Raw genomic sequence first — 19,054 nt, forward strand, 5'->3', positions numbered from 1 at the left:
AAGGTCGGAAAGTCCGTCCCGATAGCTATCGGAACGGAAAATCCGAAAGCAAAACCGCTTGGCGCTGTTTTACTTCCGGACTTTCAGACTTACAGACTTTCGGACTACTCTTCCGAACTATTTTTCTACATAATCCAGGTCCTTATGGAATGTCTCTTTCGTAAAGTAAGCAGCTACCAGCGATACAGCCATTACAATAATGCCGGTCACAATAGCGCTTTGGATGAGCGTCCATTTCCAGGAGTCCTGGAATACATCTTTAAACATCATGTTGATCAGTGGCAGGGCACCCCGCACCATATTGGGGATGGTGGTAGCCGCAGTGGCACGCAGATTGGTCCCAAACTGCTCGGCCCCCATGGTAACAAAGATGGCCCAGAAGCCGGTGCTAAAACCAAGCGCTGCACAGGCAGCATACATGGTCGCATCGTTCTGGATACTACCACTAAAGAAGAAGATACCCGATACAATAGAAAAGAAATAAAACAGGTACAAAGCCTTCTTCCTGCTTTTAAAGTACTGGCTTACGAGACCTACCAGGATATCTCCTATTGCAATGGCAGCATAGGCATACATAATGGCCTTGCCCGATTTTATTTGGTTTTCCCCATAAAATTCACTGGCAAACCGGTTGCTGAGGTTGACCAATATGCCAATGACATACCAGGTAGGTAACCCGATAAGAATAGCTAGTATGTATTTTTTGAACCGTTCGCCATTATTGAAGAACATGAGCAGGTTGCCCCTTTGTACATTCTCCTGCGTTTTGACAGAATTGAACATCCCGCTTTCAGCTACGCTGATACGGAGTAATAGCAGTATGATGCCCAGGCCACCGCCTATTTTATAGCAAAGTCGCCAATCCTCATCCGTAAACTGAAAGGTAAAGTAAGCGAATACAGCACCGAACAAGCCGATACCGGCAACAAGGGAGGTACCAATACCTCTTTTATTTTTAGGTAGCAATTCACTCACAAGGGTAATACCGGCGCCAAGTTCACCTGCCAGACCCAGCCCGGCAACAAAACGCGCCCAAGCATACTGATCGGTAGTAGTAACGAACCCGGTAAGAAAATTGGCTACTGAATACAATAAGATAGAGCCAAACAATACACTCAATCGTCCCTTTTATCGCCCAACACACCCCACACAATACCACCGATCAGCAATCCGATCATTTGCCAGTTAATAATCTTGGTACTGGCGGCAATGACCATTTTGGTATTCTTAAGGTCTACCCCCAATGCCGCAAGACTGGGTTCCCGGACAATGGTAAATAACAGCAAATCGTAAATGTCTACAAAATATCCCAGGGCAGCTACAATGACAGCAATGTTAAAAACAGAAGCAGGTTTCTGTTGCATGGCAATTTATTCAGGCGTTTGGTTGGAAGGTGGCAGTTTGTCGTCTATTACTTTCTTTTTCCCAAAGAACAATTTATACAATACAGGAGCAGTAGTTACTAATATGATACCTATCACAATCACTTCCAGGTGTTGTTTGAGGTCGAAGTTGAATTGCGACAGGATCCATTTCTGGAGGAAGTGACCGGCAAAGAGCATACTGAATACCCAGGCCAGGCAACCTACTATATTATAATAGGTGAATTTCTTTTTATCCATTTGTACAATGCCGGCTACAATGGGAGCAAAGGTGCGGATGATGGGCAGAAAACGGGCGATCACAATGGCGCTGCCGCCTCTTTTTCATAAAAATCATGCGCCTGGTGCAGGTAATGCTTTTTGAACAGCATATTGTCTTTCCAGTGATACATGGCCGGCCCTATTTTTCGTCCCGTCCAATAACCTAGCATATTGCCCAATATCCCCATCAATGAAATGAGCAGCCATAGGATGATGAGGTCGAGCCATTCATTGCGGACTTGGCCCATGCCCAATAAATTCAGTAATTCATAAGTAATACCAGGCTTTCCACCTTCCCCTTCATGTGCATAGATGCCTGCTACAAATAATAAGGAGTCGCCTGGTAAAAGAAGCCGGCAAATAAGCCGGTTTCAGCAAATACCACAAACAACAACAGCCACAAGCCGCCATTCTCTATATAAAATTGCGGGTTAAGTAATTGTTTCCAATGAAAATCCAATAAGATCATGTCCAGCAAACTCATACTACGTGAAGATTAGGTATTTAGAAAAGCTGCGAACTATGAGCTGCCAGTACACACAGCTCGCAGTTCGTTGCTTGTATTTTTATGCTGCCGCCACATTGTCCACCTGTTCGGGACCCAGTTCTCCTTCCCACCTACTAACGACGCTGGTGGCCAATGCATTGCCCACCACATTGGTCATTGTACGGAACATGTCGCAAAAATGGTCAATTGGTAATATTAAAGCAATGCCTTCGGGTGGAATACCAAACATGGCGCAAGTGGCAGTTACTACCACCAGCGAAGCCCTTGGTACGCCCGCAATGCCTTTACTTGTCAGCATCAGCACCAATAACATTGTAAGTTGAGTACCCAGGTCCAGGTGAATGCCATATACCTGTGCAATGGCAATACTGGCAAAGGTCATATACATCATACTACCATCCAGGTTGAAGCTATAGCCCAACGGCAGGATAAAAGAAACGATCTTGTCTTTACAACCAAACCTTTCCAATTCCTGGGTAAGCTTTGGAAACACGGCTTCGCTGCTGGTAGTACTAAAAGCAATCAGCATGGGCGATGCAATTCGCTTCATCAGGGCAGGTAACCTGTTGCGTAGGATAAGATATCCAACGCCCAATAAAATGGCCCAAAGACAAGCGATGCCTATCAGGAAATACAATAAATAATAACCATAGAATACGAAGATCTGCAGCCCCTTGGTGGCAATGACGGCCGACAATGCTCCAAATACACCCAAAGGAGCGAAATTCATTACATAGCCCACCATCTTTAATATAATATGTGCGGCTGCATCCAGTCCTTTTACTACAGGTTTGGCATAATCGCCCAGACTGGCGGTGGCTACTCCAAAAAAGATACTAAATACTACCAGTTGAAGTACTTCATTGGTGGCCATGGCCTCGATGACGCTTTTGGGGAACACGTGCTCCACAAATTTGGTCAGTGAAAATTCCTGTGTCTTGCCTATCAAGTCCTGGGCACCTGCCATATCCATGCTGCTATGTCCACTTATGGCCTTGCCGGGTTCAAAGAAATTCACCAGCAGCATACCTAGTAAGAGGCTCATCAGCGAAGCAGAGATAAACCAAAGTAAGGCTTTACCTCCTACCCTGCCTACCGTTTTCAGGTCGCCCAGTTTGGCGATGCCCACTACCAGGGTACAAAATACGAGTGGTGCAATGATCATTTGCACCAGGCGTAGAAAGATAGTCGTCAGTAATTTGATCTTATCTGAGAATGATTGAAGGGCTGTGATCGTGGCGGCACCATGCGAAGGTCCTTTTTCAATATCGCGCAGGTTACCATTTTCACCCCTGCCAGGGCAACAGGGATATATTCACCTTTTGAATTGGAAACTACCAGCCATGTTCCAGCCTCGGTACTATCTTTCAGTCTCCTGTAAGAAGCAGAATCTTTAACTACGTATATGGGTTGGGTTAGCTCATTTCCTGAGATATTCAAGACAAGGGTATCTTTTCCGGTAAAATCTTTGGCAGGGGCATAGGATATCTTACTCCCGGTTCCATATTGATGTATAATATATCCTACCAGTACCCCCAGTACCATGGAAATCAAGATATAAATCGTTAGCCTGTTTTTCTTCATGAAGGCGTTTCTTATTGGGTAATAGGCCGCAATATAAGATATAAAGGCAAAAACAATGGTTCAACATAAGGAGGGTAACCATTGGCCCCAAATCCTGTCCAATGGCTGATTTTAAAAATAGTTGTGATTAATAAATCCTTATCTTTCCGACTTTATTTATCCCATATTGGTCACATAATAAACTATAACCAACTGTATGAGTTTGTTCAGAAAAAATCATTAACAACCCTTCTAGCCCAAGCAGCCGATTCGGAGAAAGGCTTGAAACGTACGCTTGGCGCCGGCAACCTGGTAGCCCTCGGTATTGGCGCTATCATCGGAGCTGGTCTGTTTGTGCGGACAGCCGCAGCAGCAGGTGGCCATGCCGGTCCGGCTGTTACCGTTTCCTTTATTATTGCAGCTGTTGGTTGTGCTTTCGCTGGTTTGTGTTATGCTGAATTTGCTTCCATGATCCCCATTGCGGGTAGTGCCTACACGTATGCTTATACTACCATGGGTGAGCTGGTAGCCTGGATCATTGGCTGGGCCCTGGTACTCGAATACGCCTTGGGTGCTGCTACTGTATCTATTGCCTGGAGTGAATACTTAAATAATTTGTTGGGGGCAATACCATATGAATGGTGCCACTCGCCATTGGAGTCTGCTATAGACGCCAGTGGTGTATTGCATACTGGTATTTTCAATGCACCTGCCCTGCTGATCCTGTTGTTGTTGTCTCTGCTGTTGATCAAAGGAACGGAAGAATCAGCGATCGTAAATGCCATCATCGTATTTGTAAAAGTGGCCATTGTATTGATCTTTATTGCGATCGGCTGGCAATATATGCGGCCTGAGAACCATGTGCCTTATTTCATCCCGGCCGACCATCCTGATGCCATCCTGCCCGACGGTACGCATTATTCCTATGCGCCCACCTTCAATCATGGATTCATGGGGGTATTGCGCGGCGCTGCCATCGTATTCTTTGCCTTCATCGGTTTCGATGCGGTATCCACTGCAGCCCAGGAAGCCAAGAATCCCAAACGCGATATGCCTATTGGTATCCTGGGTTCGCTGGTTGTTTGTACCATCCTTTATGTACTGTTCTCCTGGGTGCTTACCGGTGTAGCTCCGTTCACCGACTTCCAAAATAAAGGCGGAGAAGCTTCTGTAGCTTATGCCATTAAAACGTATATGGTCGATCACCAATGGCTCGAAACCCTGGTAACCATTGCTATCCTGGCAGGTTTCTCCTCGGTAATCCTGGTGATGTTGCTTGGTCAAAGCCGTGTATTCTACTCTATGAGTAGCGATGGCCTGTTGCCCAAGGTATTTGCCGACCTGCATCCTAAATTCAGAACTCCTTATAAATCAAACCTGATCCTGCTCCTTTTCGTGGGCGCTTTTGCTGGCTTTATTCCCGGCCGTATGGCAGGCGACCTTACCAGTATCGGTACCCTGTTTGCCTTTGTATTGGTAAGCATTGGCGTATGGATCATGCGTAAATCGAACCCTGAAGTGGTACGTCCTTTCAAAACACCGGCTGTACCTTTCGTATCCAGCATGGGCGTATTGGTTTGTACTGCGATGATCATTTCACTAGATCATGTCACCCAGTTGACAGCGCTCGCCTGGATGATCGTTGGCCTGGTGATCTACTTCACCTACAGTAAGAAGAATAGTAAGCTCAATCACTTATAAAATTGATCCTGTTCAGATAAAAAACGTCCCGGAACTTCTCCCGGGACGTTTTTTTATACCAGCAGCATGTTTTATTTTTGCAGCCCTGCAAGGTCCGATCAGCCTGTTTTTGGGGATCAGGACCATGAATAAAATCATCATAATCAGTAATTAATCATATTATGGGTAGGATATTTGAAGTTCGTAAGTCCACCATGTTTGCCCGTTGGGACAAAATGGCCAAACAGTTCAGCCGTATTGGAAAGGAAATTGCCATTGCCGTAAAAGCCGGCGGTCCCGACCCCCATACCAATCCTGCCCTCCGCCGGTGTATGCAGAATGCCAAGAGTGTCAACATGCCTAAGGACCGGGTAGAGGCCGCCATCAAGCGCGCCCAGGGCAAGGAAATGGAGAACTATGAAGAGATCCTCTATGAAGGATATGGCCCGCATGGGGTAGCCATCCTGGTAGAAACCGCTACTGACAACCATGTACGTACCGTAGCCAATGTGAAATCTACCTTCAACAAGGGCGGTGGAACGCTGGGCAATAGCAATAGTGTAAGCTTTCAGTTCAGGAAAATGGGCGTTTTCAAGTTAAAGCCCGAAGGACTGAATCTCGACGACCTGGAGCTGGAACTGATCGACTTTGGCCTGGAAGAATTGGGAGAAGGTACTGGTGAGAATGGCGAAACGGTATTGGTAGTGCGTGTGGGCTTTACCGACTTTGGCAACATGCAAAAAGCACTGGAAGAAAAAGGCATTACCCCCATCAGCGCCGAACTGGAATGGATACCCGGCACCCCTGTTGAACTGGGAGAAGAGCAAGCCCAGGAAGTACTGAAGCTGGTAGATAAGCTGGAACAGGACGAAGATGTACAGAAGGTGTTCCATAATTTGGCGTAGGAAAGCAAGAATACAGCATTCAGCCTATAGAATACAGAAGAAGGCCGTAAGTAGTTGTTACATGTAAAACTGCTTACGGCCTTCGCTATTATTAAATATTGGTACTTATTCTGTATGCTGAATGTTGTCTCCTGTATTCTCTGCCGACCTTCCTTCTTTCACCTCCCGCCGGATAATGGCTTTGAATTTTCTTTCATTATTGATCCAGGTAAGAATGGTAATGGTTATTGAGAAAATAGCACTAACCACCACCACTGCAACAAAGTATTCCCTGCCCACTACGGACAACATCGAAAACAGGAAAGCAGTGATGATGCTGCAAATAATTGTAATGACAGGTATATACAGGGCAAAATAAGAAAAGCGCCCGCCCGTACGTTGCTCTTCCCAATACTTGATAAATCGTTTTTCTTTGGCTGATAACACGTCTATTAATTTTGATCTGAACGGCTTCCCGTTTACTGAAAACCTATAGGTTGATCTCTCCTTTCATGAAAAAACACATTGTCCGGCAATGGTGACACGCTCACCTTGCGCGGTACACCACAAATCGCCTCCGCGCCTGGAAAGCTGTTTCGCCCGCAAGTTAGTCTTTCCCAGCTTCTCTGCCCAATAGGGAATCAACTGGGAATGGGCTGAACCCGTTACCGGATCTTCATCAATACCCACAATGGGCGCAAAGAAACGGGATACAAAATCCACGTCGGTGCCCCGCGCAGTGATAATGGCCTTCTCTCCCATTCTCTTCAGCCTTACAAAATCGGGCTGGCACTTGCGCACCGCTTCTTCATTTTCCAGTTCCACCAGGAAATCTCGGTATTTATACACATTCACAAAAGGCACAAAGCCCAGGGCTACGGCCAGGTCGGCCGGAAAATCTTTCAAAGGCTGTGGTTTCCAGGCGGGGAAATCCATGCTGATAATATCTTCCTGGCGGGTAATAGTAAGTAGTCCACTAAGGCATTGAAAGCGGATGGTAGGTTTATTGTAACCCAGAATATGGTACAACACCCAAGCCGATGCCAGGGTAGCATGGCCGCAAAGATTGACCTCGGAGGCAGGTGTAAACCACCTAATATGGTAATCATAATCATCTGTAGGGCCCGCAGGCACAAAGAAAACCGTTTCACTGAGGTTGTTTTCCATGGCTAGTTGCTGCATTTGCTCATCACTTATCCATTCCTGCAAGGGAATTACAGCAGCCGGGTTGCCCCCAAACAACTTATCGGTAAAAGCATCTACCTGATAAAGGTCCAATTTCATAGTTCGAGTTTTTCAATTATCAACTGGTTAATAAGTGTCTAAAAATGAATAACTGTAACCATGTCCGGAACATTCTCCCTTCCTGCTCACCTTACGCGCTACCTACTATCGCAAGCTTTCGGTACAACCCGCGATCACATCCTGTTTTCATACACCCTGGGCAATTTGAGCTTATAACGCATAGCAATAATACGGATCAAAACAATTACGAGGATGGCCAGGATGGTATTCCAGTCATTGGAGATACCTGTTTTTTGAAGTAAAAGATAAAGGGTGCCTCCCAATATACAAGCAGAGGCATAAATTTCGCGTTGAAAGATTAGCGGTACATTATTAAGCAATACATCCCTGATCACGCCGCCAAAACAGGCAGTAATGGTTCCCAACGCAATACAGATCCCTGGGCTCAATTCCATGCGTAGCCCTTTCTCCATACCGATCAACGTGAATACCCCCAATCCCAGGGCATCAAATAAAAAAGGATTTTATGGAATTGTTTTACGTATTGTCCAAAGAACAGGGTGATAAAAGCAGTAGCCAAAATAACCAGGGCTGTCATATCATTACGCAGCCAGGCTACGGGTACACTACCGATCATAACATCACGTAAGGTACTGCCCCCTATAGCCGTTGCAAATGCCAGGATAACCACACCAAAGGGTCCAGCTTTCGCTCCATAGCGGAAAAAGCACCGGATGCAGCAAAAGCGATGGTTCCAAGGATGTCGATAATGTTTAGGAAATTATACTCCATTCAACTCAGGCGTTAGCAGTTAGCTATTAGCTTTTGGGTATTAACTAAAAAGCGAGTGGTAAGTAGTGAATATTTACCACTATCCCTTACTCTGCCATCATTTCTCTGATCACATCAATAATTTCTTCCAGATTGGGTTTGCTGAAATAATCACCATCACTGCCATAGCTGGGGCGGTGGGCCTTGGCTGTAATAGTGCGTGGCGATACATCGAGCCAGCGATAGCCGCCCTGTTTTTCCATTACTTCTGCATACATGTAACCACAGGCGCCTCCCGGTACATCTTCATCTACAAATACAATGCGGTTTGTTTTCTTCAAAGAAGCCAGTATATGATGATCGATATCGAAAGGCAACAATGTTTGTACGTCTACTACTTCACAACTGATGCCTTCCTTTTCCAGCACTACAGCGGCTTCCTGTGCAATGCGGAGGGTAGAACCATAAGACACTACTGTAATATCTGTACCTTCTTTCACCACTTCGGGTACACCCAGGGGTACACGGAAATCAAGCAGGTTGGAAGGCAGTTTTTCTTTGAGGCGATAACCATTCAAAGATTCTACCACAATAGCTGGATCATTTCCATCCAATAAGGTATTGTACATACCTGCTGCCTGCACCATATTACGGGGTACGCAAATATGCATACCGCGCAGGGAGTGGATCATCATACCTAGTGGTGAGCCGCTATGCCAAATACCCTCCAGGCGGTGACCACGGGTGCGCACAATAAGGGGGCAGCTCTGCCTTCCCTTGGTACGCCAATGCAAGCTGGCGGCATCATCGCTCAATGGCTGTAAGCCATATAATAAATAATCGAGGTATTGTATTTCGGCAATGGGCCGCAAACCACGCATGGCCAAACCAATGCCCTGGCCCATGATGGTGAGTTCGCGGATAGCCGTATCAAAAATGCGGTACTGACCATACTTGGCCTGTAACCCGGCAAAGCCCTGGTTCACATCGCCAATTTTGCCCACATCTTCCCCAAAAGCCAATACTTTGGGATTGTGGCTGAAGAGGATATCAAAATATTTATTCAATATTTCATAGCCATTGTTCATGGGGGCATCAGCAGCATAAGTAGCTGCTACCGGTTTTACTTTCAACGGGCTTTTCTCACTTTCATCATACAGGTAGGTATTGTAAAAATCATATCCTTCCTGCTTAAGGGAAGCATACAATGCTTTTACCTCATTGGCCTGTAAGGAATCGCCCGCAGCACTGATCACCCGGTGCAGGGTATGGAGCACATCTTTGCGTTGGGGCTCGCGGTTAATGACCAATTCATGTTTGGCTTTTTCAATATCGCCCTGTACATCAATACCCTGTGCAATCAGCGCATCAAACAGCTCTACACATTGAGTTACTTGTTGTTTGATGGGCGCTATGTATTTTTCCCAGGCACGGTTCTTACAATCGCGTACCAGTTCTTTGGAAGCTACTTCTATGTCGATCAATTCATCTTCACTGGCCAATTCATTTTCCAATACCCATTCACGCATTTTCTTATTGGCATCCCATTCTCTTTCCCATTCCAACTGGTCGGGTGTTTTGTAGCGTTCGTGACTGCCTGAGGTGGAATGTCCCTGCGGTTGGGTTACCTCTTCTACATGGAACAAGGCGGGTATATGGGTGGTCCGTATTTTCTCCAGGGCCGATTCCAGCACTTCGCACATCCCGGCATAATCCCATGCCTTCAGCTTATAGATGTCGAAACCGTTGGTATGGTCTTTTTTTTGCATTCCTTTCAGGGCTTCTGAAATAGAGCCCTTGGTAGTTTGGTATTTTTGGGTACAGAAATGCCATATCCATCATCCACACAAAAATGGCCAGTGGCACCTGCAATACACCGGCAGCATTCACGGTTTCCCAGAAATGTCCTTCGGAGGTGGAAGCATCGCCAATGGTACAAAAACAGATCTCATTACCGTTATCGCTTAGTTCATGCATATCCTGCAAGGCGCTGGAATGCCGGAATAAGTTTGATGCCAGGGCAAAACCCAGGGAGCGGGGCATCTGGCCGGCGGTAGGCGCCATACCGGCTGCAATATTTTTACGATTCACCAGGTCCAGCCAATCACCATTACTGTCGCGGTTGGGCGTAGCAAAATGGGAGTTCATCTGCCGGCCTGCACTATGCGGATCATTGGCTGTATTGGGATCAGCATACAACTGGGAGAAGAACTCTTCCAAAGTGGCTGTTCCCGTAGCAAATGCCAGTGTTTGATCACGGTAGTAACCCGACAGGAAATCACCGGGTTGGAAGAATTTAGAGACTGCAATCTGGGCTACCTCTTTGCCATCACCGAAAATGCCAAATTTGGCCTTCCCTGTGAGCACCTCTTTACGGCCCATCAGGCTGGCTTCCCGGCTTTCACAGGCCATCCGGTAATCCCGGAGTACTTCTTCCCTGAACTTGTCGAAAGAAAGTTTCTCGCTGGTCAGCAATGGGTTGTGAATCGTGTTTTCCATGATGTAAAAGTATTGATTATATGCCCCCAACGAGCTGCTTTTACCGGGATGTTAAAAAATTGTCATTAGGGCTAAAATTAATTATCTGCAAGTACGTTAAAAATGTAATTTTGAAGGGTTCTTAACCAAATCCTTAGCAGTATGAAAAAATGGATAATTCTATTACTGGTAGCAGGTTTAGCAACGGCCGCGCAGGCTCAAACTGCTCCCGACAGCAAGTCGACCCCACCGGAGGTGCTGGCCTTAAAAGAAGCCAGTTTTGAGTTTGGAAAAATCCCTCAAGGACGGCCTGTAACCCATGTATTTGAGGTTACCAATACAAGTAAAGAGGCCTTGCGCCTGGACAATGTTCAAGCCTCCTGCGGATGTACAACTCCCGAGTGGAATCGTGAGCCCATCCAACCCGGTGCTACTACTTCTATTAAGGTAGGGTATAATGCAGCAGCCGAGGGACCGTTCAACAAAACTGTAACTATTTTGTATAACAATAACCAAACAAAAACCATTGTCATTACAGGAACAGTTTACAAGGCGCCGGCAACTTCCGCACCTGCAAATGCGTCCTTATCTTTGTTAAAACAATAAAAAACCAATTAGATATGAAACGAATTGTATTGGCTCTCAGTGCTTTGCTATTATCAGCTACGATGTTCGCCCAAACTCCTTCAGCTGCTGGTCAAAAAGCAGCAGATGTAGTGAAATTCAAAGAGTTAGAGCATGATTTCGGCAAGATCAAGCAAAATGTACCTGTTACTTATGATTTTGTATTCTCCAATGCCAGCAACAAGCCTATTGTGATCGAATCGGCCATCGCTTCTTGCGGTTGCACTACTCCCGTTAAGCCTGAAGCGCCCGTAGCAAAAGGCAAACAAGACAAGGTTACTGCCGGCTTCAATGCCGCCACCCTGGGAACTTTCACCAAGAGCATTACTATTAAAGTAGCCGGTATTGATACTCCTATGGAGATCAGGATCAAAGGCGAGGTGCTGAATGAGGTGGATTTTGCCAAATACGAAAAAGATAAAGGTTCTAAAAAGGGTAAGTAATTCCCATTAATAAATTGATATAGATCCCCATAGCTTCGGCTATGGGGATTTTTTGGCTTATAAAGTATCCCCTAACTATCCCCGGATCATCGGCAAAGGATTCAATCCTGTAGATTTGCCAGCCATTAAATTACTACCCATGCCACCCACTTCCTCCAAAAAACGTTGATTACCCCGAATACCGGGTATTGTATCCTATTAAAGTAGCCCAAAGCCAGATCGACGGCCAGGGAGCCTATGCGCTGGAACGCATACCTGCCCGCAAAAAGATTGGCGACCTGGGTGGGGTGATCATCACCATCCGCGAAGCGCGGCGCATTACGGCGCAAACGAAACGCGTGGCGATGGTGGAATTTGACAATGGCGAAGCGTTGAATGCCTCAGTCAACAGCAATGAGCTGCGGTATATCAACCACTCCTGCGATCCCAATACCTATATGCGCCTCACGCATCGCCGGGTGGAATTTTATGCTTTAAGACCCATTAAAGTGAATGAAGAATTGACCTGTAATTACGGTGAAACACATCATGATGGCAAGCTACCCTGCCAGTGTGGTGCGAAGAATTGTAAAGGGTTTATTTGATGTCGGAATCCTCCTTACTTTTGCGGCATGTTAACAATCAGTCATCGCGGGCAAACCATGCCCCCTTCTCCCATCCGTAAGCTGGTTCCTTATGCCGAAGCAGCTAAGAAGAAAGGTGTAAAAGTATATCACCTTAATATTGGTCAGCCGGATATCGAAACGCCCAAAGCGGCGCTGGATGCCGTGCGCCATGCCGATTTTAAAGTACTGGAATATAGTCATAGTGCCGGTAATGAAAGTTACCGCCGTAAGCTGGTGCAGTATTATCATAAAGAGGGATTGAGATCGATTATACTCAGATCATTGTTACTACGGGCGGATCGGAAGCCATTCTGTTTGGTTTCATGGCCTGCCTGGATGCCGGTGATGAGGTGATCATCCCCGAACCTTTTACGCCAATTACAATGGATTTGCCGTGGCAGCCGATGTAGTAGTAAAGCCCATCACTTCGCATATCGAAACTGGCTTTGCCCTGCCTCCCATCAGTGATTTTGAAAAAGCGATTGGTCCCAAAACAAAGGCCATTGTATTGTGCAATCCCAACAATCCCACGGGTTACCTCTACAGCCGGGAGGAAATGGAAACGCTGAAGGAGATCATCAAGAAACATAACCTTTACCTGTTTGCCGATGAGGCTTATCGCGAGTTTTGCTATGATGGTGAGCATATCAGCGCCATGCATTTGAAAGGGGTGGAAGAGAATGTGATCTTAATGGATACGATCTCCAAAGATATAGTGCCTGCGGCGGTCGTATTGGTGCAATGATCACCCGCAACATGCAGGTATTGGATACGGCTATGAAATTTGCCCAGGCCAGGCTTAGCCCTCCTTCTTTTGCTCAGATATTGGGAGAAGCAGCGGTAGACCTGCCAGAAGATTATTTTGATGCTACCAAGGCTGAATATAAGAAACGCCGCGATGTGCTGGTGAGCAGACTGAATGCGATGGAAGGTGTTTTCTGTCCCAATCCTGGTGGCGCCTTCTATGCCATTGCCCGGTTGCCGATTGATGATGCCGATGTATTTTGTCAGTGGTTGCTCGAATCATTCGCACACGAAAAACAAACGGTGATGCTGGCTCCTGCTACCGGTTTTTATGGTACCAAGGGTCTTGGATTGAATGAAGTGCGGCTGGCTTATGTGTTGAATGCAGATGATCTGAATAAGGCAATGGATTGCCTGGAAGCGGCACTGAAAGTGTATCCTGGCCGAAAAGCCTAGTGATTTCACTATATTAGATAGCATCCCGGACACCTGAAAAGGTGATCCGGGATTATTTTTTTGTAAAAGGCACGATAATCCTGCATTTTGGGTGAAATGCCTCTTGCTGCATATAGTATTCTTTATATATTTACGCCTTCACACCCTCACTTCCTCCAGTTTCCATATTTAAGACCAGATTGGTTCCAGACCAGGCTACTAGTCCCAACTTCCTATTGTATATACCCAACCATTGTTTGGCAACAAAACATATTGATCATTTCTAACTGTTAAGTACAGCTCATGTGCCTGAAGGGTGTATTGACCTATTCCTTTTTATTGTTGTTATTGGCAGGAATGCCTAAGCTATTGCACGCGCAGGTGATTGCGGGCATCAGGGCCAATGGCAAGATCATGAACAGTGGCGATACGGTACGCGTATGCCAGGGCAGCACGGTCACCTATCAAAGTGTGGGCCAGGGTTCCATTACTATCGAGTGGTTTTTCCGCGGTGGTACACCCGCCACTGGTGCTGGCATCAATCCACCACCCATAGTGTACAATAAGCCGGGTTTCGATACTACCTGGCAACGGATCAGTGGGGGTGGCTTTTCCGATTCCATGTTCGTGATTGTACAGGTGTCGGACGAAAAGCCAATGGTGAGTTTCAATTTCGGTCCCAACAACGTATGCGGCAATATACCGATCAACTTCTCCAATGGAAGCACCGGCAATCAGCTCAGTTATGTATGGGCCTTTTCGCCCGGCAATACCAGTACGGAAAAAGATCCGGTGCATCCGTTTCTTGAAGCAGTGGGGCCTCCGGGCAACCAAACCTTCCCGGTAAAGCTGGTGGCTACCAATTATTATGGTTGTAAGGATTCAACGACCAGGTTGGTAACAGTAAACCGGGTTCCGGATGCGGCCATTGGCAATGCGGATCCTCTGGTGAACTTTGGTACTTTCAATGGGATACCTACTTTCAAGTTTTGCAGCAATATTCCCTCCTACACTTTCAGTTTTATCAATGCTTCCACTACGCGAGGCAACAATACCGGTTATGTAATAAAATGGGGGATGGGCAACCTGATTCTACCTTCTCTACCTGGCCCGCCGGCGCCATCATACGACATACTTTTCCACGGGGCAGCAGTACGCTATCGATAGAAGTAACCAGCACGGATGGATGTATCGGCATTAAAAGATACACGGTGTTTGTAGGCTCCAATCCGGCAGGGGTTTGGCCAGCCTGGGCAATACTGATATTTGCGCCACCGACTCTCTTCGTTTTACCATCAACGGGGTAAATACCAATCCACCCGGTACTTTGTATTCTTTCCTGATCAATGATGGTTCTTTTGAAAAAACGTTCCTGCATCCTGCCCCGGCAGTAGTGGGGCATTTCTTTGATCGTGGCAGTTGCGGCACGGTGAGTAATAATGGTATCAGTTCCTTCATCAATGCATTTGGCGCCTACCTGACGATCACCAACCCTTGTGGCACCACCAGTCCTTCGGTAGTGCCCATCTATGTATCGGGAAAACCAAGGGCAAGCATTGGCTTACCGGCAGCGGCTGTATGTGTTAACAACCCGGTTACCATTAACAGTACTTCGCAGTTTGGCAATATCGTAAACTCGGTGAATGGCACCACGGCTACCTGTGTCAATACCGGCAAGCAAGTATGGGCCATATCTCCCGCTACGGGCTACTCTCTCACCAATGGCTCCCTGGGATCCTTGAATGGCAGCCATGACAATGCCTTGCTGTGGACCAGCGGCAGTCATTCGTTTGGCATCAACTTTACCGCTCCCGGTAATTATACGATCAAGATATATATTGCCAATGATCGCTGTGGCCTCGACAGCACGCAACGGGTGATCTGTGTACGCAATCCTCCGCAAGTAACATTTACTGCCAGTACCGACACCCTTTGTACGCCCGGCAACGTTACCTTTACCAACTCCTCCCCTATTGGTGGTTGCTTTGGTGACGATTATGCCTGGACGGTACAATACAGTGATCCGCTTACTTGCAATACCATCCAAGGAACACCTTATTCCTTTATGAACGGCACCAGCAATACATCGGCTTCACCGGTGATCCGGTTTAATCAAACAGGCCGTTATGTGGTACGTCTAACCGTTTCTGCAAAGAACGCATCAGGCACCTGCGCGCCCGTGTACCAGGAAACCACTATTTATGTAAAAGGACTGCCCAAAGTAAGTATAGGTGCTATTACTGCGGTTTGTGTAAACAATGCGATTACCCCACGGCCTCTGTGAACGCCTGTTATTCCAATGGTCCGCTGACTTATGAATGGACTTTTGCCAATGGATCGCCTGCTACCTCTACGGGCACAGTGCCCGGCAATATTACTTATGCAGCTACCGGCACCTTTGCTGTTCAACTGAAAGTAACGGATCAAAGCTGCAACCTGGTCACCACGGTCAATACTACTGTAACGATCACTGATAAACCGGTGGCCAATGCAGGGAATGACAAAAATATATGCAGTGGTGAAACCATGGTGCTGGGAGTAGCTCCCGTACCGGGCGTTACTTATAGCTGGTCGCCGTTGATCGGACTAAGCAACTCTACAAGCGGCAATCCATCGGCTACGCTGGAATATACGGGTACGGCCAATGATACCACGTATGGATTTAAACTTACGGCCGCTGCAGGTAGTAATTGTGTTAACGAAGATTCCATTTACATTACTGTAAGGCGCAAGCCCAATATGATGGTACAGCCTGCTACTGGCCAGGTATGTATTGGCGGTTCCATTCAACTCACGGTTTCCGGTGCAGGGAATTATGTATGGACACCCGCAGCCACGCTCAACAATGCCAATACGGATGTAGTAATAGCTACGCCCATCGCTACCACTACGTATGAGGTGATGGGCTCATTGGCCAATGGCTGCCGCGATACGGTACAGGTGCCGGTGCAGGTGAACCCGGATGCCAAAGCACAATTTACTGCACCCTACACTACCCTGTGTTCGCCGGTGAACCTCGATACAGTGATCCGTGTTACTACTTTCCCTGCTGGGAATGGAACGTATAGCTGGTATATGAATGGCGCCCTGGCCGGCAGTAACAATACCGGCGCTCCTCCCTCCTATTTGATCAGTGTTGCCGGACAAACACTGGTGGTAAAACTGGTGGTACAAAGTGCATTGGGTTGTAAGGCCGACAGTATGCAAATGACGTTTCAAACGGCTGCCAATGTAATAGCCAGCTTCAGGCAATCAGCAAAAGAAGGATGCACCCCTTGCATGTTGATTTTACAAATACTTCCAGCTCAATTGCCGGTGTGCAGTTCTTCTGGAATTTTGGCAATGGTATTTTGAGTACACAAGCTCAACCCGGTAGGATTAATTTTCCACCCAGCCCCGGTTATAACGATACCACCTATTATATTACGTTGAAGGCTTTCAACGGTTGTGATACTACTTATCACCTGGACAGTGTAAAGGTATATGCTGCTGCGAAAGCCCGTTTTGGCGTAGATCAAACTGAGGGTTGCTCTCCTTTTCGTGCACAGATACGCAATACCTCACCCGGGCACCATACGGCCTTTTACTGGGATTTTGGCGATGGGAAACGCGATACCACCTATAGAACGGGGATGATGGATCACGTGTATTATACGGGCACTATCACCACCTATACTGTACGCCTTATTGCCGAAAACCGTTGTGGCAGGGATACCCAATCTATTTCGCTGCTGGTATCGCCCAATACCATCCAGGCACAGGTATCGGTGAATGGTAATCAATTAGCAGGTTGCGCACCACATACGGCCGTATTCAACAACGGCAGTGCGGGAGCCGCCCGGCTTGTATGGAACTTTGGGGACGGTACACCCGAGATCGTGACGCCCAATGACCAGGACCAGGTAGCGCATGTATTTAACCAGGCGGGCAATTTTACGATCACTATCCGCCTCATCAACAACTGTACAGATACCACCATTAAACGGCAGGTAACCGTATATGCTACGCCGGTGGCTGGCTTTACGGTCAATAACTCGCCGGTATGTACCAATAGTGTGATCAGTGCTACCAACACCTCTCAACATGCGCAGGCTTATGAATGGCATTGGGGCGATGGGCAGGTGACGTCTTCCGTTGATGGCAGTCGTCAATATAAACAAGCAGGAACCTATACGGTGAAGCTGGTTGCCAAATCGGTCACCAATTTTGGCGTAGCCTGTACAGATACCACCGAACAACAGGTGGTGGTGGTGGATAAGATACTACCTCAGATTGTTGTGGGTACTGATAAACCCTGTGTGCCCTTTACCCTTCGTGTAACTGCCGGGGCGCTGCTGCGGCACAACATATACAATGGAAATTTTACGATTCGCATCACAATGCAGGTGTATTCCAGGCCAGCGGGCTTACTGCTTCTTATGTGTACAATACACCTGGTAAATACCAGGTACAATTGGTGGTGCAAACGGCTGCTGGTTGTATAGACAGTACGATCTACAGCTTTGAGGTATTCAGCACACCAAGGGCAGTAGTGACACCGGTGAACCCGGTAACCTGCAATACGGATACGACCATCTTCTTTAAAGCAGGCGTAACTTATACTGGTGCAGACGCTATTCAATACAAGTGGATGGTGAATGACCGGCATGAAGGCACCAGCAATCCGTTTGTTTATCGCTTTACTGTGCCACGTACCAACGAAGACCGTTCGGCCTTCACGGTGCGGGTGGTACCGGTAAACAGTGTGGGGTGCAGTGACACGGCCAATGCGGGTATTATCACTATTCAACCCTTGCTGAAACCAGTGATCAGGGTAACACCAGGCGTGGTGCAGGAACAACCCAATTATACTTTCCAATTCAAGGATTCCATTGGCGGCAATCCCAATAAAATATACGACTGGGATATGGGTGATGCTACACGGCAACACCGCAGCGGCCGTGAGGTGACTTATCGTTATGCCGATACCGGTTCTTATATAGTGAAGGTGGTGGCGATCGACTATTCCACCGGTTGCCGGGCCAGTGATGCTGTAAAAGTGACCATACTTTACCTCGCCGGCTATTTGCAGGTGCCCAATGCTATTTGTCCTGGTTGTAGTCAGGCAGGCTTGCGGCAGTTTTTGCCCATGGGCAAAGGATTATCGCAATACCGGTTGCGGATCTTCAATGCCTGGGGGCAATTGCAATTTGAGAGTACCAGTCTGGATGGCAATGGATCGCCCAACCAGGGATGGGATGGCCGGGTGAACGGGCAGCCTGTGCAGCAGGATAGTTATCAATGGCAAATAGAAGCCAAATACCGAAATGGTACTGAATGGAAAGGCATGTTGTATCCGGGTAGCAGCAAACCGGTGAAAGCAGGTTTTGTAACCATTTTACGATGATAATATAATAGAGCTATGCACTAATTAATACCAGGCGTATGAATA

Annotated in this window: 22 protein-coding genes and 3 pseudogenes; 12 read left to right on the forward strand and 13 right to left on the reverse strand. The window is 47.1% G+C overall.

The window, feature by feature from the left end; all coding sequences use genetic code 11:
• Positions 1-117: 117 nt before the first annotated feature.
• From RS881_RS45875 to RS881_RS45905, 7 genes are all read right to left on the reverse strand, one after another.
• Complete coding sequence (locus RS881_RS45875; protein ID WP_315816922.1) at positions 118-1,119, reverse strand: MFS transporter; 1,002 nt, start codon at positions 1,117-1,119, stop codon at positions 118-120.
• The gene (locus tag RS881_RS45880) at positions 1,116-1,364 is read right to left on the reverse strand and encodes a hypothetical protein (protein WP_315816923.1); all 249 of its coding nucleotides are present in this window, start codon (positions 1,362-1,364) and stop codon (positions 1,116-1,118) included. Before RS881_RS45880 ends, RS881_RS45875 begins: the two co-directional genes overlap by 4 nt.
• Before the next feature lie 6 nt (positions 1,365-1,370).
• The gene (locus RS881_RS45885) at positions 1,371-1,685 is read right to left on the reverse strand and encodes a DedA family protein (RefSeq protein ID WP_315816924.1); all 315 of its coding nucleotides are present in this window, start codon (positions 1,683-1,685) and stop codon (positions 1,371-1,373) included.
• Positions 1,682-1,891, reverse strand: coding sequence for a DedA family protein (locus tag RS881_RS45890; RefSeq protein ID WP_315816925.1), 210 nt, complete (start codon positions 1,889-1,891; stop codon positions 1,682-1,684). The genes RS881_RS45885 and RS881_RS45890 overlap by 4 nt, the downstream gene beginning before the upstream one ends.
• Positions 1,892-1,962: 71 nt before the next feature.
• Positions 1,963-2,127, reverse strand: coding sequence for a hypothetical protein (locus tag RS881_RS45895; protein WP_315816926.1), 165 nt, complete (start codon positions 2,125-2,127; stop codon positions 1,963-1,965).
• Positions 2,128-2,209: 82 nt separating this feature from the next.
• Positions 2,210-3,322 carry a dicarboxylate/amino acid:cation symporter gene (locus RS881_RS45900; RefSeq protein WP_315816927.1) on the reverse strand — a complete coding sequence of 371 codons (1,113 nt, stop codon included), beginning with the start codon at positions 3,320-3,322 and terminating at the stop codon, positions 2,210-2,212.
• Positions 3,323-3,342: 20 nt separating this feature from the next.
• Positions 3,343-3,705, reverse strand: coding sequence for a hypothetical protein (locus RS881_RS45905; RefSeq protein WP_315816928.1), 363 nt, complete (start codon positions 3,703-3,705; stop codon positions 3,343-3,345).
• 291 nt (positions 3,706-3,996) lie between these two features.
• Here RS881_RS45905 and RS881_RS45910 point away from each other — a divergent pair, with 291 nt between their 5' ends.
• Both RS881_RS45910 and RS881_RS45915 read left to right on the forward strand, forming a co-directional pair.
• Positions 3,997-5,415: an amino acid permease gene (locus RS881_RS45910; protein ID WP_315816929.1), complete on the forward strand. Its 1,419-nt coding sequence runs from the start codon at positions 3,997-3,999 to the stop codon at positions 5,413-5,415.
• A gap of 161 nt (positions 5,416-5,576) precedes the next feature.
• A complete protein-coding gene (locus tag RS881_RS45915; RefSeq protein ID WP_315816930.1) occupies positions 5,577-6,299 on the forward strand; it encodes a YebC/PmpR family DNA-binding transcriptional regulator in 723 nt (240 codons plus the stop codon).
• Between the two features lie 105 nt (positions 6,300-6,404).
• Here the strand turns inward: RS881_RS45915 and RS881_RS45920 are convergent, their stop codons facing one another.
• The 6 genes and pseudogenes from RS881_RS45920 to RS881_RS45950 form a co-directional block, all read right to left on the reverse strand.
• On the reverse strand, positions 6,405-6,725 hold the full coding sequence (locus RS881_RS45920) for a hypothetical protein (RefSeq protein WP_315816931.1): 321 nt from the start codon (positions 6,723-6,725) through the stop codon (positions 6,405-6,407).
• A gap of 63 nt (positions 6,726-6,788) precedes the next feature.
• Entirely contained in the window at positions 6,789-7,562 is a 774-nt protein-coding gene (locus tag RS881_RS45925) for a PhzF family protein (protein WP_315816932.1), read from the reverse strand.
• A 134-nt stretch (positions 7,563-7,696) separates the two neighbouring features.
• Positions 7,697-8,020, reverse strand: coding sequence for a trimeric intracellular cation channel family protein (locus RS881_RS45930; protein ID WP_315816933.1), 324 nt, complete (start codon positions 8,018-8,020; stop codon positions 7,697-7,699).
• A pseudogene (locus RS881_RS45935) lies at positions 8,002-8,315 on the reverse strand (TRIC cation channel family protein). The gene RS881_RS45930 and the pseudogene RS881_RS45935 overlap by 19 nt, the downstream one beginning before the upstream one ends.
• An 86-nt stretch (positions 8,316-8,401) precedes the next feature.
• Positions 8,402-10,063, reverse strand: coding sequence for a transketolase C-terminal domain-containing protein (locus RS881_RS45945; RefSeq protein WP_315816936.1), 1,662 nt, complete (start codon positions 10,061-10,063; stop codon positions 8,402-8,404).
• On the reverse strand, positions 10,023-10,793 hold the full coding sequence (locus RS881_RS45950) for a thiamine pyrophosphate-dependent enzyme (protein WP_315816937.1): 771 nt from the start codon (positions 10,791-10,793) through the stop codon (positions 10,023-10,025). The genes RS881_RS45945 and RS881_RS45950 overlap by 41 nt, the downstream gene beginning before the upstream one ends.
• A 141-nt stretch (positions 10,794-10,934) precedes the next feature.
• On the opposite strand from RS881_RS45950, the gene RS881_RS45955 reads away from it, so the two are divergent.
• The 10 genes and pseudogenes from RS881_RS45955 to RS881_RS60850 all read left to right on the forward strand — a co-directional run bounded on the left by RS881_RS45955 (position 10,935) and on the right by RS881_RS60850 (position 19,009).
• Positions 10,935-11,378 (forward strand): DUF1573 domain-containing protein, encoded by a 444-nt coding sequence (locus RS881_RS45955; protein WP_315816938.1) that lies wholly within the window; start codon positions 10,935-10,937, stop codon positions 11,376-11,378.
• 14 nt (positions 11,379-11,392) lie between these two features.
• Positions 11,393-11,839: a DUF1573 domain-containing protein gene (locus tag RS881_RS45960; protein WP_315816939.1), complete on the forward strand. Its 447-nt coding sequence runs from the start codon at positions 11,393-11,395 to the stop codon at positions 11,837-11,839.
• 188 nt (positions 11,840-12,027) lie between these two features.
• A complete protein-coding gene (locus tag RS881_RS45965; RefSeq protein ID WP_315816940.1) occupies positions 12,028-12,423 on the forward strand; it encodes an SET domain-containing protein in 396 nt (131 codons plus the stop codon).
• A 27-nt stretch (positions 12,424-12,450) separates the two neighbouring features.
• Positions 12,451-12,798, forward strand: a complete 348-nt coding sequence (locus RS881_RS45970; protein ID WP_315816941.1) for a hypothetical protein — start codon at positions 12,451-12,453, stop codon at positions 12,796-12,798.
• Between the two features lie 40 nt (positions 12,799-12,838).
• Positions 12,839-13,644 (forward strand): annotated as a pseudogene (locus tag RS881_RS45975) (pyridoxal phosphate-dependent aminotransferase).
• A gap of 282 nt (positions 13,645-13,926) precedes the next feature.
• Positions 13,927-14,790 carry a PKD domain-containing protein gene (locus RS881_RS45980; protein ID WP_315816942.1) on the forward strand — a complete coding sequence of 288 codons (864 nt, stop codon included), beginning with the start codon at positions 13,927-13,929 and terminating at the stop codon, positions 14,788-14,790.
• A gap of 73 nt (positions 14,791-14,863) precedes the next feature.
• Positions 14,864-15,907 (forward strand): hypothetical protein, encoded by a 1,044-nt coding sequence (locus RS881_RS45985; RefSeq protein ID WP_315816943.1) that lies wholly within the window; start codon positions 14,864-14,866, stop codon positions 15,905-15,907.
• Positions 15,904-16,977 (forward strand): PKD domain-containing protein, encoded by a 1,074-nt coding sequence (locus RS881_RS45990; RefSeq protein WP_315816944.1) that lies wholly within the window; start codon positions 15,904-15,906, stop codon positions 16,975-16,977. The genes RS881_RS45985 and RS881_RS45990 overlap by 4 nt, the downstream gene beginning before the upstream one ends.
• Positions 16,890-17,699: pseudogene (locus tag RS881_RS45995) on the forward strand (PKD domain-containing protein); the annotation flags it as partial. The gene RS881_RS45990 and the pseudogene RS881_RS45995, both read left to right, overlap by 88 nt.
• Before the next feature lie 272 nt (positions 17,700-17,971).
• Complete coding sequence (locus RS881_RS60850; protein WP_350340327.1) at positions 17,972-19,009, forward strand: PKD domain-containing protein; 1,038 nt, start codon at positions 17,972-17,974, stop codon at positions 19,007-19,009.
• Positions 19,010-19,054 lie beyond the last annotated feature (45 nt).

The sequence above is a fragment of the Paraflavitalea speifideaquila genome, from assembly GCF_032395985.1.
GTDB lineage: Bacteria > Bacteroidota > Bacteroidia > Chitinophagales > Chitinophagaceae > Paraflavitalea > Paraflavitalea speifideaquila.

What these genes read in the sequence shown, in the direction of transcription:
- RS881_RS45880 (WP_315816923.1), bottom strand. Translation starts at nt 1,364, where the DNA reads ATGCAACAGAAACCTGCTTCTGTTTTTAACATTGCTGTCATTGTAGCT.
- RS881_RS45890 (WP_315816925.1), bottom strand. Translation starts at nt 1,891, where the DNA reads ATGGGCCAAGTCCGCAATGAATGGCTCGACCTCATCATCCTATGGCTG.
- RS881_RS45895 (WP_315816926.1), bottom strand. Translation starts at nt 2,127, where the DNA reads ATGAGTTTGCTGGACATGATCTTATTGGATTTTCATTGGAAACAATTA.
- RS881_RS45915 (WP_315816930.1), top strand. Translation starts at nt 5,577, where the DNA reads ATGGGTAGGATATTTGAAGTTCGTAAGTCCACCATGTTTGCCCGTTGG.
- RS881_RS45925 (WP_315816932.1), bottom strand. Translation starts at nt 7,562, where the DNA reads ATGAAATTGGACCTTTATCAGGTAGATGCTTTTACCGATAAGTTGTTT.
- RS881_RS45945 (WP_315816936.1), bottom strand. Translation starts at nt 10,063, where the DNA reads ATGCAAAAAAAAGACCATACCAACGGTTTCGACATCTATAAGCTGAAG.
- RS881_RS45950 (WP_315816937.1), bottom strand. Translation starts at nt 10,793, where the DNA reads ATGGAAAACACGATTCACAACCCATTGCTGACCAGCGAGAAACTTTCT.
- RS881_RS45955 (WP_315816938.1), top strand. Translation starts at nt 10,935, where the DNA reads ATGAAAAAATGGATAATTCTATTACTGGTAGCAGGTTTAGCAACGGCC.
- RS881_RS45960 (WP_315816939.1), top strand. Translation starts at nt 11,393, where the DNA reads ATGAAACGAATTGTATTGGCTCTCAGTGCTTTGCTATTATCAGCTACG.
- RS881_RS45970 (WP_315816941.1), top strand. Translation starts at nt 12,451, where the DNA reads ATGTTAACAATCAGTCATCGCGGGCAAACCATGCCCCCTTCTCCCATC.
- RS881_RS45980 (WP_315816942.1), top strand. Translation starts at nt 13,927, where the DNA reads ATGTGCCTGAAGGGTGTATTGACCTATTCCTTTTTATTGTTGTTATTG.